This window comes from Rhodobacteraceae bacterium LMO-JJ12, assembly GCA_021555075.1.
Lineage (GTDB): Bacteria > Pseudomonadota > Alphaproteobacteria > Rhodobacterales > Rhodobacteraceae > JAKGBX01.
In genome coordinates this window covers 141987-158149 of record JAKGBX010000001.1, presented here as the reverse complement: position 1 = coordinate 158149, position 16163 = coordinate 141987, and the positions used below count along the sequence as shown (strand labels likewise).

At 58.9% G+C, this 16163-nt stretch carries 18 protein-coding genes and 1 tRNA gene; 5 read left to right on the top strand and 14 right to left on the bottom strand.

Features of this window, described 5'->3' with window-relative positions; all coding sequences use genetic code 11:
• Nucleotides 1-175: 175 nt before the first annotated feature.
• The 3 genes from LZG00_00815 to LZG00_00805 are packed head-to-tail and all read right to left on the bottom strand — an operon-like array spanning nucleotide 176 to nucleotide 2858.
• On the bottom strand, nucleotides 176-1150 hold the full coding sequence (locus LZG00_00815) for a quinone oxidoreductase (protein MCF3592536.1): 975 nt from the start codon (nucleotides 1148-1150) through the stop codon (nucleotides 176-178).
• 43 nt (nucleotides 1151-1193) lie between these two features.
• Nucleotides 1194-2177 carry an NAD(P)H-quinone oxidoreductase gene (locus LZG00_00810; protein MCF3592535.1) on the bottom strand — a complete coding sequence of 328 codons (984 nt, stop codon included), beginning with the start codon at nucleotides 2175-2177 and terminating at the stop codon, nucleotides 1194-1196.
• A gap of 9 nt (nucleotides 2178-2186) precedes the next feature.
• The gene (locus LZG00_00805) at nucleotides 2187-2858 is read right to left on the bottom strand and encodes a COQ9 family protein (GenBank protein ID MCF3592534.1); all 672 of its coding nucleotides are present in this window, start codon (nucleotides 2856-2858) and stop codon (nucleotides 2187-2189) included.
• Between the two features lie 105 nt (nucleotides 2859-2963).
• On the opposite strand from LZG00_00805, the gene rpsU reads away from it, so the two are divergent.
• Together rpsU and yghU are read left to right on the top strand one after the other, a co-directional pair.
• Nucleotides 2964-3170: a 30S ribosomal protein S21 gene (rpsU, locus tag LZG00_00800; GenBank protein MCF3592533.1), complete on the top strand. Its 207-nt coding sequence runs from the start codon at nucleotides 2964-2966 to the stop codon at nucleotides 3168-3170.
• A gap of 203 nt (nucleotides 3171-3373) precedes the next feature.
• A complete protein-coding gene (gene yghU, locus LZG00_00795; protein MCF3592532.1) occupies nucleotides 3374-4240 on the top strand; it encodes a glutathione-dependent disulfide-bond oxidoreductase in 867 nt (288 codons plus the stop codon).
• 10 nt (nucleotides 4241-4250) lie between these two features.
• Here yghU and LZG00_00790 read toward each other — a convergent pair whose 3' ends face one another.
• From LZG00_00790 to LZG00_00775, 4 genes are all read right to left on the bottom strand, one after another.
• Nucleotides 4251-5060, bottom strand: coding sequence for an alpha/beta hydrolase (locus LZG00_00790; GenBank protein ID MCF3592531.1), 810 nt, complete (start codon nucleotides 5058-5060; stop codon nucleotides 4251-4253).
• Between the two features lie 76 nt (nucleotides 5061-5136).
• On the bottom strand, nucleotides 5137-6726 hold the full coding sequence (locus tag LZG00_00785) for a GMC family oxidoreductase N-terminal domain-containing protein (GenBank protein ID MCF3592530.1): 1590 nt from the start codon (nucleotides 6724-6726) through the stop codon (nucleotides 5137-5139).
• 90 nt (nucleotides 6727-6816) lie between these two features.
• Nucleotides 6817-7401: a Hint domain-containing protein gene (locus tag LZG00_00780; GenBank protein ID MCF3592529.1), complete on the bottom strand. Its 585-nt coding sequence runs from the start codon at nucleotides 7399-7401 to the stop codon at nucleotides 6817-6819.
• A 108-nt stretch (nucleotides 7402-7509) separates the two neighbouring features.
• On the bottom strand, nucleotides 7510-7968 hold the full coding sequence (locus LZG00_00775) for an Lrp/AsnC family transcriptional regulator (protein ID MCF3592528.1): 459 nt from the start codon (nucleotides 7966-7968) through the stop codon (nucleotides 7510-7512).
• A 145-nt stretch (nucleotides 7969-8113) separates the two neighbouring features.
• Between LZG00_00775 and ald the strand changes: the two genes are divergently transcribed.
• Together ald and LZG00_00765 are read left to right on the top strand one after the other, a co-directional pair.
• Nucleotides 8114-9229 carry an alanine dehydrogenase gene (gene ald / locus LZG00_00770; protein ID MCF3592527.1) on the top strand — a complete coding sequence of 372 codons (1116 nt, stop codon included), beginning with the start codon at nucleotides 8114-8116 and terminating at the stop codon, nucleotides 9227-9229.
• Between the two features lie 141 nt (nucleotides 9230-9370).
• Nucleotides 9371-10030: a hemolysin III family protein gene (locus tag LZG00_00765; GenBank protein MCF3592526.1), complete on the top strand. Its 660-nt coding sequence runs from the start codon at nucleotides 9371-9373 to the stop codon at nucleotides 10028-10030.
• Nucleotides 10031-10041: 11 nt separating this feature from the next.
• Here the strand turns inward: LZG00_00765 and LZG00_00760 are convergent, their stop codons facing one another.
• From LZG00_00760 to mscL, 5 genes are all read right to left on the bottom strand, one after another.
• Nucleotides 10042-11994 (bottom strand): acetoacetate--CoA ligase, encoded by a 1953-nt coding sequence (locus tag LZG00_00760; GenBank protein MCF3592525.1) that lies wholly within the window; start codon nucleotides 11992-11994, stop codon nucleotides 10042-10044.
• A 216-nt stretch (nucleotides 11995-12210) separates the two neighbouring features.
• Nucleotides 12211-12287 (bottom strand) — tRNA-Met (locus LZG00_00755).
• Between the two features lie 114 nt (nucleotides 12288-12401).
• Nucleotides 12402-12869 (bottom strand): SH3 domain-containing protein, encoded by a 468-nt coding sequence (locus LZG00_00750; GenBank protein ID MCF3592524.1) that lies wholly within the window; start codon nucleotides 12867-12869, stop codon nucleotides 12402-12404.
• A 133-nt stretch (nucleotides 12870-13002) separates the two neighbouring features.
• Nucleotides 13003-13809: a mechanosensitive ion channel gene (locus LZG00_00745; protein MCF3592523.1), complete on the bottom strand. Its 807-nt coding sequence runs from the start codon at nucleotides 13807-13809 to the stop codon at nucleotides 13003-13005.
• A gap of 106 nt (nucleotides 13810-13915) precedes the next feature.
• On the bottom strand, nucleotides 13916-14347 hold the full coding sequence (gene mscL / locus LZG00_00740; GenBank protein ID MCF3592522.1) for a large conductance mechanosensitive channel protein MscL: 432 nt from the start codon (nucleotides 14345-14347) through the stop codon (nucleotides 13916-13918).
• 144 nt (nucleotides 14348-14491) lie between these two features.
• Here mscL and LZG00_00735 point away from each other — a divergent pair, with 144 nt between their 5' ends.
• On the top strand, nucleotides 14492-15190 hold the full coding sequence (locus LZG00_00735; protein ID MCF3592521.1) for a glutathione S-transferase N-terminal domain-containing protein: 699 nt from the start codon (nucleotides 14492-14494) through the stop codon (nucleotides 15188-15190).
• Between the two features lie 30 nt (nucleotides 15191-15220).
• Here the strand turns inward: LZG00_00735 and LZG00_00730 are convergent, their stop codons facing one another.
• Nucleotides 15221-15670 carry a YtoQ family protein gene (locus tag LZG00_00730; GenBank protein MCF3592520.1) on the bottom strand — a complete coding sequence of 150 codons (450 nt, stop codon included), beginning with the start codon at nucleotides 15668-15670 and terminating at the stop codon, nucleotides 15221-15223.
• A gap of 61 nt (nucleotides 15671-15731) precedes the next feature.
• Nucleotides 15732-16160, bottom strand: coding sequence for a GNAT family N-acetyltransferase (locus LZG00_00725; protein MCF3592519.1), 429 nt, complete (start codon nucleotides 16158-16160; stop codon nucleotides 15732-15734).
• Nucleotides 16161-16163 lie beyond the last annotated feature (3 nt).

Sequence of the window (16163 nt, the reverse complement as noted above, 5' to 3'; positions counted from 1 at the left end):
CTGAGTCAATAAAGTGAACCGACTATGTGATGTTTAATGACTTTGCACTCCTATTTTTCTTATTGCGGGGAGTACAATGCAAGAAAATTCACGCAAAATACGCTCACGGCAGAATATTGCCGAGTTTCATAGCAGTATTGGGCGTAAAACGGCGCTATTAAGCGTCAGATAGGTGTCAGATTTCCAAGATTGTCGAGCCCGTTGTAACGCGAGATTCCAGCGCTTCATGCGCCGCACGCACATCACTCAGTGCAAATCGCTGGCCAATTTGGATTTTCACAGCGCCGCTTTGAACATGATCGAACAACCGCCCGGCCATTTCCAAACAGACGTCATGATCGGCAATATGGGCGAACAAAGTTGGCCGCGTAATCTTGAGCGATCCCTTCTGCGCAAGAACGCCCAGATTGAATGGCGGAACCGGACCCGAGGCATTACCAAAAGAGATCATCATGCCGAGCGGTTTGAGGCAATCAAGCGAGCCTTCAAACGTATCTGCGCCCACTGAATCCATCACCACATCGACGCCTTTTCCGTCGGTCAGTTCGCGAACTTTCGCGGCAAAATCTTCGGTCCGGTAATTGATGCAATGTTGCGCACCATGTTCCAGCGCCAGCGCGCATTTTTCATCCGTTCCGGCCGTGCCGATCAAATTCACACCCATCGCGCGCGCCCATTGGCAAGCAATCAGCCCGACGCCTCCGGCGGCAGCATGCAACAACACGGTATCGCCCCGCGCGATCGGCGTGGTGCGGTGAAACAGGTAATCCACGGTCAGCCCCTGAAGCATCATCGCGGCGGCGGTATCGAAATCAATCGCGTCTGGAAGCTTCATCACCGCGCCAGCAGGCATCACCCGTTCTTCGCAATACGCCCCCGGCGGAACCGAAGCATAGGCGGCGCGGTCCCCGGCTTTGAGATGGCTGACGCCCTCACCCACCGCCTCGATCACGCCCGCGCCTTCCATGCCCAGCGCAAGCGGCAGATCATTGGGGTAAAGTCCGGTGCGCTGATAGATGTCTATAAAGTTCAGCCCAACGGCTTCGTGCCGAATGCGCACTTCCCCCGCACCCGGATCGCCCACGTCGCGATCAACCAGCTTCAGAACTTCGGGTCCGCCGAATTCTTCGATAATTACCGTCTTTGCCATTTTCACTTACCTCAGCCATGCACGTTTTCTCACGCGCCTTTTATCAGTTTACCTTCAGAACAATCTTACCCACATGCCCGGAGCTTTCAATCCGCGCATGGGATGCGGCGGCCTCTTCCAGAGGGAACTCGCTATCCATCACGGGAGCGATGGTTCCATTATCAAGAAGCGGCCAGACCTTGGCGCGCAATGCCTCGGCAATCCGCGCCTTGGCCAAATCGCTTTGTGGACGCAGCGTGCTGCCGGTAATCGTTAAACGTCGCGCCATTACTTGCGCAAAGTTCAATTCGACTTTGGGCCCGGACAGGAAAGCAATCTGCACCAACCGCCCATCATTGGCCAACGTCTTGACGTTGCGCGGAATGTAATCGCCGCCCACCATATCAAGGATAAGATTGGCCCCACCTTCCGCTTGCAGGATTTCAACAAAATCCTCGGTCTTATAATTAATAGCCCGCTCTGCCCCCAGATCGGAGCAAACCTTGCATTTTTCGTCCGATCCGGCGGTGGCAAATACCCGTGCGCCGAAATGCCGGGCAAGCTGAATAGCCGTCGTGCCAATTCCCGAACTGCCGCCATGCACCAAAAACCGCTCGCCCGCTTTCAGGCCACCGCGCATGAACACATTGGTCCAGACGGTGAAATAATTCTCGGGCAAACAAGCCGCCTCGCGCATCCCCATATCCTTAGGAATCGGCAGGCAATGCGCCGCCGGAGTGGCGACATATTCGGCATACCCGCCACCGGGCAGCAACGCGCAAACCTTGTCACCCACCGCCCAATCGGTAACGCCTGCACCGATCTCGACAATCTCGCCCGACGCCTCAAGCCCCGGCAGATCGCTGGCTGTGGGCGGCGGCGCATAGGCCCCGGCGCGTTGCAGCGCATCGGGGCGGTTCACCCCGGCATAGGCCACCTTGATGACAACATCGCCATGTCCTGCCTTGGGCCGCGGCCGCTCGCAAAGTTTCAACACCTCCGGCCCGCCCGGCGCGGTGATTTCCACCGCCCGCATCATTTCGCTCATTTCTGTCTCCTAACCTCGCCAGCGACCTGGCATATCATCTCTTGATTTCGGCGCACGAATCCGGCCCAGCAAATCAAGCGGCCCTTTCAGCACCTTTGAAAGCGCCTCATTCTTACGAACATTGGCTTTGAAGGTCTCGAACCGCATCACATCCTCGATCCGCCGATCAAGAAATGCCCATGTCGCCTCGTGGCCTTCGCTCTGATCACCCAGCCAATATAGCACCGTCGAGGAATAGACCCCGCTCAGCGTGGCGCGCTTGGTGTACCAGTTGATATCATCACTCTCGTCGCCCAGTGTGCTCCATATCTGATCACAGGTTTCCCAGATCAGACGCGCACCGTCAGGCGCATATTGCGGCAATGCAAAAAGTGTCATGCCCCGGCGCACCAGCTCTGCATCCTCCACCGCCTCAAGCCGATAACGCACCGCCGCCGCGATGCGGTCGCGAAACCGCATGGAACCGAGGTCGGCCTGCTTCAACCGCTCGACCATCCGTGCATCGCCGCGCCTGTGATAGGCCACAGCCATATCGACCGCACCGCGCGGGAAAAGCCCCCGCGCCAGGCCCGGCGCGACCCCGGTTTCATCAATCGCCGCCTGAAACGCGGCATCACTCCAGCCATCAAAGGGCACGTGAGCCAACGCAGCATCAAGCAGCTTTTCTTTGGTATCGGTCATAAGGGCGACTCCTTTGCCCATACACTAGACAAACTGGGGCCGGGTTGCTATATGGCGGCTTCCTGCAATCTTGCAACTTCAACCTAGAAAGGTGGTGACAACCACATGCAGGTATCTGTTCGCGATAATAACGTTGATCAGGCGCTCCGTGCCCTGAAGAAAAAACTCCAGCGCGAAGGCGTATTCCGTGAAATGAAGCTCAAGCAGCATTTCGAGAAGCCGTCTGAGAAGAAAGCGCGCGAGAAAGCCGAAGCGATTCGCCGGGCCCGCAAGCTGGCTCGTAAAAAATTGCAACGCGAAGGAATGCTCTAAGCAGCCCTTTTCTCTTCAGAGACGAAGCAATGACGACCCCCGCGGCCCTGCCCCGGGGGTTTGTTTTTGTCTTGGGGCAAAGATGTGCGCCGCCTTTACCCCCCGTGCAACCCGACGGCGCGATCACGGTTTCGCGCGCCCCCTTTCTTCTCCTGCGCACTCATGTCTTTATTCGCCCAACCACGCAATTCAGGAGACGCGCAATGTCTGATACCTATACACCGCCCAAAGTCTGGAAACACGAGGCCGAATCCGGCGGACGCTTTGCCAGCATCAACCGCCCGGTTTCGGGCGCGACCCATGACAAGGAACTGCCCGTCGGCAAACATCCCCACCAGCTCTATTCGCTGGCCACGCCCAACGGCGTGAAGGTGACCGTTCTGTTCGAGGAGCTTCTCGCGCTCGGGATCGAAGAGGCAGAATACGACGCCTGGATCATCAACATCATGGACGGCGATCAATTCTCGTCCGGGTTCGTCGCGGTAAACCCGAACTCCAAAATCCCTGCATTGATGGATCATTCCACCAAAAGCCCGACGCGGGTTTTTGAATCTGGCGCGATCATGCTTTATCTGGCCGAAAAATTCGGCCAGTTCCTTGGCGAGGATCGCCCGGAAATGCTCAGCTGGCTGTTCTGGCAGATCGGCAGCGCGCCTTATCTTGGCGGCGGTTTCGGCCATTTCTACGCCTATGCGCCGGAAAAGTGGCAATACCCGATTGATCGCTTCACCATGGAGGTAAAACGCCAACTCGACGTGCTGGATCAACGCCTCGCTGGCAATCAGTTCCTTGCGGGCAAGGATTACACCATCGCCGATATGGCCAACTGGTCCTGGTATGGGCAACTCGCCCTTGGGCGGCTCTATGAGGCTGGTGAATTCCTTGACGTTGCAAGCTACAAGAACGTCCAGCGCTGGGCACAGGAGCTTGACGCGCGCACCCCGGTCAGCCGGGGCCGCATGGTCAATCGCGCCTTTGGTGAGCCAAAAACCCAGCTGCGCGAGCGTCACGATGCCGGTGATTTCGACACCCAGACATGGGACAAGATCGGCACCGACGAAGAAAGCTGAGAACGGAGGTTTAGGCCCCGTTCACACGATCCAGAAATGCACCGAGCGCAGCGGTAACGCGCTCGGGCTGTTCAATGGTCGAGGAATGCCCGGCGTCCGGAATGATCACAAGTTCCGCGCCGGGCACAGCGCCTTGAATGCGCCGTGATTTATCCGGCACGGTCGCCACATCCTCATCCCCGACCAGAACAAGCGTCGGGCATTTGATCGCGCCAATCTCGTCCAAAATACCCTTGCGCACAATCACACCCTTGACCGCCCGCGTGATCCCCAAACGATCGCCGCTGGCAATCTGGGCTTTCCAATATTTACGCGCTTCCGCCTTGGTCGGATCGCTCAGGAAGCTTTTGCCAAACATGATCGGCATGACCTTTCCGGCCACCAGCCCCAAGCCAAACCAACGGGCAACGAAATTCAACTTACCATAACGGCCATGGTTTTCCTCGGGTTCGGGTTCGGCCGAGCTGTCAATGATGGTGAGGGATTTGATGATTTCAGGGTGGCGCGCGGCCAGCCGCATTCCAACGAAACCGCCCATCGAAAGCCCGGCAAAATGGCACGGCCCAACGCCCAATTCCTCGATCAACGCGCGGGCGTCGTCAGCCAGATCATCCATGTCATATCCCGACTCGCTGACCGAGCTTTGCCCCTGTCCGCGATGATCGAACGCAATACAGCGATAGCGGCTTTTGAGCGCTTCAATCTGGTCCGCGAACATCTTGCCGCTCATCAACAGACCATGAGAAAACACGATTGTCTCATCGCCGCTTCCAGTGTCGGTATAGTGCAGCTTGGCACCGCGGATTTCGAGGAAAGGCATGGGAATTTCCTTCTTGTCAGGTCGTGGCCTCTTGGCCAAAGGCTACATGCTCGAACGCAATCCACCCAACCCTAAATCAGCCGCGCGTTTCCTCCAACATCATCACGGCTGCCTTTTCCGCGATCATGATGGTCGGCGCGTTGGTGTTGCCGCTGGTGATCTTGGGCATCACGCTGGCATCGACCACGCGCAGGCCCGCCACCCCACGAAAGCGCAGTTGCGCATCAAGCGGAGCGGCGTCATCCGCGCCCATGCGCACGGTGCATGTGGGGTGAAAGATGGTGGTGCCGACATCACCAGCAGCTTGTGCCACCTCGGCATCGGTTTGAAATTCCGGGCCGGGCTTGATCTCTTCGGGCGCATATTTCGCCATCGCGCTCTGCGCCATGATTGCGCGGCTTTGACGGATGGCGGCAATAGCCACGGCGCGGTCGCCCTCGGTGCTCAGATAATTCGGCGCGATGCGCGGCGGCGCCTTTGGATCGGAGGAGGTGATTTCCACCACGCCACGGCTTTCGGGGCGCAGGTTGCAAACGCTGGCGGTGATCGCCGGGAAATCATGTAATGGCTGCCCAAACGCCTCCAGAGACAAGGGTTGCACATGATACTCCAGATCAGCGGTTTCCACCCGTTCGGAACTGCGTGAAAACGCGCCCAGCTGGCTTGGTGCCATCGACATCGGCCCGGTGCGGCGTGCGGCATATTCCATCCCGATCTTCGCCTTGCCCCAAAGCGTCGCCGACAGCGTGTTGAGCGTCACCGCATCACGCAGCCGCCACGCGCATCTGAGCTGCAAATGATCTTGCAGGTTCGCACCCACCTGATCTTGCTCGTGCACGACATCAATACCGTGACGCTGTAACAACGCCCCCGGCCCGATGCCCGAAAGCTGCAAGATCTGGGGCGACCCGATTGCCCCGGCGCTCAGCACCACGTCGCCGCCACAGCGCGCGGTTTTCACTTTGCCATTCTGCTCATATTCAACACCAACGGCCCGCCCCCCTTCGATCAGAATCCGGCGGGTATGGGCCTTGGTTTCGACCTTGAGATGCGCGCCCGTTGCCGTGCGCAGAAATGCCTTGGCCGTGTTCATCCGCCAGCCATTTCTCTGATTTACCCGGAAATAGCCGACGCCCTCATTATCGCCGGTGTTGAAATCGCGCGTCTCTTTCAAGCCCCATTGCTTGGCGGCCTCCTGCCAATCGTCCAGAACCTTCCAATGCAGGCGTTGGTTTTCCACCCGCCATTCGCCGCCCGCGCCGTGCATGTCGCTGGCGCCTTCGACATAATCCTCGGACTTCTTGAACATCTCCAGCACATCGTCCCAGCCCCAGCCGGTCAGCCCCATTTGCCGCCAGCCATCATAGTCCGCCGCTTGGCCCCGCAGATAGAGCATACCGTTGATCGACGAACACCCGCCCAAAACCTTGCCACGCGGATAGATCAGCGAACGGCCGTTCAAGCCCGATTCTTCTGCGGTGCGAAACATCCAGTCGGTGCGCGGATTGCCGATGCAATAGAGATAGCCCACCGGGATATGCACCCAATGATAACTGTCGCGCCCGCCGGCTTCGAGCAGCAGAACCTTGCGCCCCGCCTCAGACAGCCGCTTGGCCATCACACAGCCCGCACTGCCTGCTCCAACGATAATGTGATCCCATTCCATGCATGGCTCCCGCTTGCCTTTGACCGCAAGTCTAACGGCCACAGCGCGGTGGTAAATGCCTCATCGACCCACGTCTGGAATGACAAGGGATCAGCCTGGCATCATAAGCGCCGACAGATCGGAGGCATGCGGCGGGCGGGCACCCACAAGCGCCACCGCCTCACAATAGCTGAGTATCGGGCGCACGGCGCGGCAGGTCCGTCTCACTGGCCCCCGCGCAAGGCCGACCCGACCCTCTGTCATGCTGCCCGGCAAGTGACTTTCGCAATGCGCCCCTTCGGCGATCAACACCTGATGCTGTTGCAGCTCCAGATGCACATAAGCAATCTGTGCACAGGGCATCAGGCAAATATCTTCGCCATTGATCAACGCTTCGGCCGACACCAAAACCTCGGCCGCGTCGAACATCAATTCAGCCAGAGCCGAGCGGATCAGCACCCGATGCTGCCGCGACAATTTCAACGGCGAATGATTACCAATCGCTCCCGGCGCAAACAGAACCGGCGCATTTTCACCATGCCCCGACATGATACGCCGCGCGACCCGCATCACCGGCTGCGGCCCAGCGTCCAGCGTCTGCACAAGATCGCCTTCCCAGATATCGCCCGCGCGTACGCCGCCCATTGCCGTGGCAATCCGTACATCCTCGGAAAAACAATCGAATTCATGAAACATGATGGCCCCCGGAAACCGGGCCAGCCTAGACAGCGGACTTCTAAGCAGCGGTTAATCCAGACCCATCGTACCTTGGTGCATTTTCCTCAACTTTTTCAGAACTTCGGGTCACACCGGCAGCGCCGTCGTCTTGAACACGGTGCGCAGGGCAAAGCTTGATTGCATCTGCGCCACACCGGGCAGGCGCGCCAGATGTTGACGGTGAATGCGCGCGAAATCCTCGGTGTTTTCGGCCACCACCTTTAGAAGGTAGTCCGCCGTGCCCGCCATCAGATGGCATTCCAGAACATCGGGTATTCGCGCCACCGCTTTCTCGAAGGCGTCAAGCACCTCATCGGCCTGAGCCTGCAAGGTGATCTCGACAAACACGGTGGTCGGCATGCCAAGTCGGCGCGCATCCAGAAGCGCTACGTAATCGCGGATGAACCCGTCCTTTTCCAACCGCTGCACCCGGCGATGGCACGCACTTGGGCTCAGATTGATCGCCTCGCTCAGGTCGGAATTCGAAATCCGCCCCTTGCGCTGAAGCACATTCAGAATACGGCGATCTATAGTGTCGAGCTGCATTTACGCAAACCTCTTCGATGTTTCGGCCTGAATATCGAAGATTCTTCTAAAATGTCCACCCCACACGCCAAAGAACCAGTTTCGTTTGCACGCCAGATGCGACATCCTGTCAGGCATTCTTACCGCGATCGAGGAGGACGCGACAATGAAGATCGGCTGCCCCAAGGAAATCAAACCCCAGGAATTCCGCGTCGGGATAACCCCCAACGCTGCCCGCGAAGCCGTGGCCCACGGCCATGAGGTCATCGTCGAGAGCGGCGCCGGGTTGGGTGCCGGATTCGACGATACCGCTTATATCGAGGCCGGGGCGCATATCCTCGCCACCGCCGAGGAAATCTTTGCCATCGCCGACATGATCGTAAAGGTGAAAGAACCCCAAGCCATCGAGCGCAAGATGCTGCGCGAGGGCCAGGTGTTGTTTACCTACCTTCATCTCGCCCCCGATCCCGATCAGACCCGCGACCTGCTGAACAGCGGCTGCACCGCGATTGCCTATGAGACCGTAACGGATGCGCGCGGCGGCTTGCCGCTTCTGGCGCCGATGTCGGAAGTCGCCGGGCGGCTTGCCCCCCAGAGCGGCGCATGGGCGTTGCAAAAGGCCAATGGCGGCAGCGGCGTTCTGTTGGGCGGCGTGCCCGGCGTGCGCCCCGGCAATGTGGCCATCATCGGCGGCGGCGTTGTCGGCACGGCTGCGGCGCGGGTGGCCGTGGGCATGGGGGCCAATGTCACGGTGCTTGATCGTTCGGTGCCACGCCTCTCCTATCTTGATGACGTGTTCATGGGCCGCCTGACCACGCAATATTCCGATCAGGGTGCGCTGGCCGAACTCTTGCCGCGCATGGACATGATCATCGGCGCTGTTTTGATCCCCGGCGCCGCCGCGCCCACATTGATCAGCCGCGCCCAACTTTCCGAGATGAAACCCGGCTCCGTGCTTGTCGATGTCGCAATTGATCAGGGCGGTTGCTTTGAAACCTCCCGCGCCACCACCCACGCCGAACCGATCTATGAGGTTGATGGCGTCGTGCACTACTGTGTCGCCAACATGCCCGGCGCGGTGGCGCGCACCTCGACCATCGCGCTTGGCAATGCCACCATGCCCTTCATGCTGGCGCTGGCTGACAAGGGTTGGAAACAGGCCTGCGCTGATGATCCGAATCTGCTCAACGGTCTTAACGTCCATGCTGGCAAGCTGACCTATTACGCGGTCGGCAAGGCTCTGGGAATTGATGTTGTTTCGCCCCAACTGATGATTAAATAGCCGATCTGCAATCGACCCGCGGTGCCCATTCTCGCGGGTGCCGCGGCCTTCTGTCGGTTTACGCTAGGTCAGTGGGCATTTCTCCGCGCCCTGCCTGCAAGGGGGCTGTGCGAATATGCGATGACGCGTTAGTCTCTGCCCATGACACATATTGAGTCTGACTATCCCGCCTATGCCCGATCCGAACGGATCGCAGATGCTGCCATGCATGTGTTGGGCGTTACCGGCGCACTTACCGGGGCGGTGTGGTTGATTATCTGGGCCTTTGGTAATGTCAGCGGCGGGCAGACCGTCGCGCTATCAATCTATGGCCTGACCCTGATCGCGACATTCATCGCCTCGGCAATCTACCACTTCACCCCTTGGGAAAACCTGCGCCCGACCTTCCGGCGCATCGACCACGCGGCGATTTACCTGAAAATCGCGGGCACCTATACACCGCTGGTCTTCATGATCGGCTCGCTGTCATCCTATCTGGTGCTCGCCGTAGTCTGGGCACTGGCGGCCTTCGGGATGATCCGCAAGTTCTGGTTCTGGAAGAAACCGGGCCGCAACGGCGTCGCGCTCTACCTGATCATGGGCTGGCTTTCGGTGTTGCTGGCCGGGTCGCTGTTTTCGGTTCTGCCCGTCAGCGCCCTGATCCTGATTGCGGCGGGCGGCTTGCTCTACACGATCGGCGTCGTCTTCCACATCTGGGAAAACCTGAAGTTCGCCAACGCGATCTGGCACGGCTTTGTGCTGACCGCGTCGGTCTGTTTCTTCGTCGCCATAGCGCTCGGGGTCAGCGCCAACGCAATCTGAGCGCGGCAGGCTCAGCCCCGCGCCTTGGCATACTCCACGAACACGTCAAAGCTTGCCGGATTGGCCATCGAATCGCGGTTGACCACCGTGTCGGGATCGCCGCCAAGCAGCAACTTTTTCACCGGCACTTCCAGCTTCTTGCCCGACAGCGTGCGTGGCACCTCGGCGACCTGCACAATCTCATCAGGCAAGAACCGCGCCGACACCGACGCCCGGATCGCGCCGTTGATCTTGGCCTTCATCGCATCATCAAGCGCGATCCCTTCGCGCATCACCACAAACAACGGCATGAAGCTTTCGCGCCCCAGAAACTCCAGATCGATGACCAGCGAATCCAGCACCTCGTCCAACGCCTCGACCGCGCGGTAAATCTCGCTTGATCCCAGCCGCAAACCGCGCCGGTTTATCGTCGCGTCCGAGCGTCCATAGATGATTGAACCGCCCTCGGGCGTGAACTCGATCCAGTCGCCGTGCCGCCAGACACCCGGATAGGTATCAAAATAGCTCTCGAACAACCGCGACCCGTCATCATCGCCCCAGAATTTGAGCGGCATCGACGGCAGCGGCTCGGTGCAGACCAATTCGCCCACCGCTCCGATCAGCTCGTTGCCCGCCTCGTCAAACGCGCGCACCGCATTGCCCAGCGCGCGGCACTGCATCTCGCCCGCGCGCACCGGCATCATCGGATTGCCGACCACAAACGCCCCGGCCAGATCGGTGCCGCCCGAAATCGGTGCGAGCCACAGATCGCGCTTCACCTCGCGGTAAATCCAGTCATAACCCTCCTGAGAAAGCGGCGACCCGGTCGAGCCCAACCCGGTAAGGTTGGACAGGTCCAACTCAGCACCAGGGCGAATACCGGCCTTTTCGCAGCCCATGTAAAACGCCGCCCCCGCACCGAAATACGTCAGCTTTTCGCGCGCCACGAAACGCCAGACTTCCAGCATGTCGGGATAATTCGGCGCGCCGTCAAACAGCGCCACCATCGCACCGCGCGACAACGCGCTCCATTGCGAATTCCACATGATCCAGCCTGACGAAGTCATCCAGCAATACCGGCTTTCAGGCCCCAGATCCTGATGCAGCGTTTGCTTCGCCCCTTCCAAAAGAACGCCGCCATGACCATGCACGATCGGCTTCGGATTTCCCGTGGTTCCCGAGGAATAGACAATCCAGATCGGATGCGAAAATTCGACGTCGAGCACCTCGGGCGCTGCCTTGTTCGCCACAAACGCCTCCCAGCCAAGCCAACCCTCGGCGGCCTCGCCCTGCGTCGTCACCATCACCTTATGCTTAACACTCGGCAAATCCGCCGTGATTTCCTCAAGCAGCCCGCGCCGGTCGATCACCTTGCCGGCATGCACATATCCATCCTGCGCAATCAGAACCTTTGGTTCGATCTGCCGAAACCGGTCGGAGATCGCCACATGCCCCATATCCGGCGCACAAAGCGACCAGACGGCCCCCATGCCCACCGTGGCCAGAAACGCGATCAACGCCTCCGGCGAGTTCGGCAGAATGGCAACCACGCGGTCGCCCTTCTCCACCCCCATCGCGCGCAAGCCCGCCTGCGCCGCCCCGACCTTCGCCGCAAGCTCGCTCCAGCTCATCTCGACCCGGCCAAAGGTCTCCGATTGCAGCACCAGCGCGATGTCATCAGGCCGCTCGTCAGCGTGGCGTAGCACCTGATGTGCAAAATTGGTCGTGGCACCGGGAAACCAATCCGCGCCCGGCATCTTGCGCTCGGGCAAAACCTCGCTCCAGCCGCTCACAGGAAGGTCGAAAAACCCGATTATCGCGGTCCAGAAACCCTCAAGATCGCTTACCGACCACTGCCAAAGTGCGTGATAATCCTCAAAGTGCAATCCGCGCTCGGCCTCAAGCCAACGCATGAACTTCGCAAGCCAGGTCGCCTCGGCCCGCTCCTTGCTCGGTTGCCACAGAATCTCACGTGCCTCAGCCATGCTCGCCTCCCCAAAGCGTTTCGGTTTTGAGTTGAACTTCAACTTGAACTCAAATGGTGTGCAACTTTCAATCGTGTCGGGCGGTTCGATATTTCGCCATTCAGCGGCAACAGATCGAAACGCTTCTTGACCCGAAATGCAGTTTTCCGCGCCACGCCGCAAAAAGGCAAGCCTGCGGCCCCAATGACGTTACGCTCATTTCTGGCAGGAGGTGAATGGTAGCGTGGGGCGGACTTGAACCGCCGACCCCAGCATTATGAGTGCTGTGCTCTAACCAGCTGAGCTACCACGCCATTCACACGCAGGCCCGATTATCCGGGTGCGCCGCTCCTGTCAAACCCAAAATCCACCGCATCGCTTCATTTCGCCAGAAACATACCGGGTGTATTGGGGCGGTGTTGCCAATCTCATTTACGCAAATATTTCTCAAAGGCCCAACCCTTGGCGCCAGTCCGGGGATGGTACACCCGCACCCAACTGCCCTTGCGCTCAAGAATATCGACCTGATCACCATGATACATCCGCCGCATGATCTTAAACTCACTGCCAGGTCCGGTCCGCATGTTGAGAAATCCATCGCCTGGCGAGTAAACGGTCCGCTTTACGCTGCGGGCTTTTTCCGGCACCAGATATTTGCGAAAAGCCCAGCCTTCTGCGCCGTTTGCCTGTTGGCGCACCCGGCTCCAACTGCCCTTGGTTTCCAGCACATCAACCCGGCTGCCATGCCCCATGCGTTGGACAATCTGATACTCGCTGCCTGGCCCCGTGCGCAGGTTGAGATACCCATCCCCAGGGCTGTTCACCATCCGCGTCTCTGCCCCCGCCGCAATGGCGAAACAGATCATCAAAACAGTGGCAATTAGCTGGCGCAACATTGGGCGTCCCTTCTCGGTCCTGCGTCGCGCTTCACGACAAAACGCCGGGCGCGACAATCACGCCCGAGTTTAGCACACCGCCTCGTCAAAAACAGCCGCGCAAATCGCCTCAATCGGCCTTGCGCAGGTGGCTTCAACCTTCTTTATGAATTTCCACGCTATGCGGATAGGGAATCGAAATGCCGTTGGCGTCAAACGCCTCTTTCACCGCCTGCGTCAGGTGAAATTTCACATCCCAGAAATCTGCGGCCACACACCACACGCGCAGCGTCAGATCAACCGAACTGTCGCCCAGGTTGGTCACCCTGACCCATGGCTCGGGATCACCCAGAACCCGGCTGTCCGCCGCCACCTGGCTCAGGATCACAGCCTTGGCCGCCTCGATATCATCGCCATAATCAATGCCATAGGTCACATCCACACGCCGCGTGTCATGATGCGAGAAGTTACGGATGATCGCGCCCCAGGATTGCCCGTTCGGCACGATGATCTGGATATTATCGGGCGTCGCCAATTCGGTGAAAAACAGGTTGATGTCTTTCACCGTCCCTGACGTGCCCGCGATATCGACATAATCGCCCAGCTTATAGGGCCGAAACAGGATCAGCATGAACCCCGCCGCCAGATCGCTCAGCGTGCCTTGCAACGCCATCCCGATGGCCAGCGTCGCGGCACCCAGAACCGCCACAAGGCTTGTTGCCTGAATGCCGAAAAGCCCCAGCACCGCAACCAGCACCATCAAAAGGATAACCCAGCGCACCATGCTGGCTGCGAAATTGCCAATCGTCTGATCGATCCTCGGATTGGCATTCACGCGGTTGCGCACCATGCGGCCCACAAACCCCGCAATCATCCACCCAAGAATGAGAACAACCAACGCCTTCACGGCGCTGATCACCAAGGGCGCATAGCCCGCCGCCATATCGAATATATCCTGCATCAGAATGCTTCCTTACACTGCCCGCTGCCGATGCGTTGCCCGGCCTTTCAAAAGAAAAATGCCCCGCCAATCACCCGGCGGAGCATTCCATTGTCTAGTTTAGAACTTACTTCTTGGCCAGAGCGTCACGGATCTCGGCCAACAGCTCAATCTCGGTCGGCCCTGCGGGCGCTTCCTCTACGGGCGCTTCCGGCTTGGACGCCGCGTCTTTGACCTTGTTGACATAGCGCACCAGCATGAACACCACGAAGGCAATGATCAGGAAGTTGATGATTGCCATGATGAACGAGCCATAGGCGAACACCGCCGCACCGCTTTCACGCGCCGCTTCAAGGCTGGCGCCTTCGGGTACTTCGCCGCTCAAAACGACATACATGTTGGTAAAGTCGATCCCGCCAAGGAACAAACCAATAAACGGGTTGATCAGATCAGCAACCAGCGAGGCGACAATCGCCGTAAACGCCGCCCCGATGATGATACCAACGGCCATGTCCATGACATTGCCCTTGGCGATGAAGTCTTTGAATTCCTTAAGCATTGTGCCCCTCACTCTTGAAACCAGCCGGTTATCAGCCGTTCGCGCTGTCCGGTCCTGCCGTTAACATATCATAAATCCGGCGATATGGGCCTGTTCTTAAGGGGAAAATTGGGTATTTTCGCTCACAAGACCCAGGAGGTTCTCATGACCAAACTCACCGATCATCCGATCAATTCCCGCTGGCCTGCCGCCGACCCTTCGGTGCTTCAGCTCTATTCGTTTCCCACGCCCAATGGCGTAAAAGCCGCCATCATGCTGGAAGAGACCGGCCTGCCTTATGAAGCACACAAGGTCACGCTTTCGGATGCCGATGTGAAAAGCCCGGAATTTCTCGCGCTCAACCCGAATAACAAGATCCCCGCGATCATCGACCCCAATGGCCCCGGCGGCAAGCCTTTGGCGCTGTTTGAATCCGGTGCGATCCTGATTTACCTCGCCGAGAAAACCGGCCAATTCCTGTCCGACGACCCCGCCAAACGCTATCAAACAATTCAATGGCTGATGTTTCAGATGGGCGGCGTCGGCCCGATGTTCGGCCAGCTCGGGTTTTTCTATAAATTCGCCGGGTCCGCCATCGAAGACAAACGCCCGGTTGAGCGTTACTTGGGCGAGACCAAACGCCTACTCGGCGTGCTCGATGGCGCTCTGGCAGGCAAGGAATGGATCATGGGCGAATACTCCATCGCCGATATCGCCATCGCGCCCTGGCTGCGCGCGCTCGATTTCTATGAAGCAACCGATGCGGTTGATTTCGACAGCTTCAAAAACGTCGATGCCTATCTCGACCGTTTCGTCGCGCGCCCGGCGGTCAAACGCGGGCTCAACATCCCGCCGCGCGACTGATCAATTGCAGGGTGCGCGCTTGCGCGCCCTCTACCCCGGCAAAGACCCGGTCAAGACATAGCGCAGGATTTCAACCACCTGCGCAGGTTCGCGCGCCACGGCCAGCGCGGCTGCATCGACTTCCTTCAGCGCATGATCATGCTCAGCCATCTGCAACACGATCAGTGATTTGCCCAGCGCCGCTGCATAGCCTGCATCAAACGCCGCGTTCCATTGGCGGTATTTTTCGCCAAAACGCACCACGACCACGTCTGCGTCCGCAATCCCCTTGCGGGTGCGAATGGCGTTCATCTGTGCGCCCTTGTGGTCATGCCAGAACTTGTTCTCTTCCGCGCCCAAAATGGCCACGCCGCAATCGTCGCTGGCCGCGTGGTCTGTCACCGGCGCGCTAAATTCCACGTCCAACCCTTCGGCCCCCGCAACAATCTGCTCACGCCAATCGGTGTGGATTTCACCGCTCAGATATACTTTGAGTGTCATAGAAACGCTCCCATTTTCAAACCTGCTGTGAGGGCTCGCCCCAGCGTCCTGTCCGTCGCTGTCAAACGAGATCCCGCGACATCAAAACCTTGTTTTCGTGACGCCTGGTTACACGCCAGCCCAGATGTGTATAGAGCGCGACATTCTCGGGCATGTCCACATGCGTAGCCAGATCCATCCGTTTCGCGCCTGCTGCCCGCGCCGCGGCAAGCACCGTTTCGATCAGCCGCCTGCCGATACCGCGCCCGCCACAGGACGGATCAACGGCAATATTGATCAAATGGGCCACATCATCGCGCAACCCAAGGACAACACCGCCGCGAACTCCACCATCTTCAGCGACCCAGACAAGCTGATCGCGTATGTCCGCGTCGATCCCTTCCGCCACCGGGGGAAGGGATACGCCACGCGCCAGCGCATCGGCATAAGCCGCGGAAATACAAGCGGCAAGCGCATCTGAATCACTGACCTTTGCCCGCCTGATGATCAATGC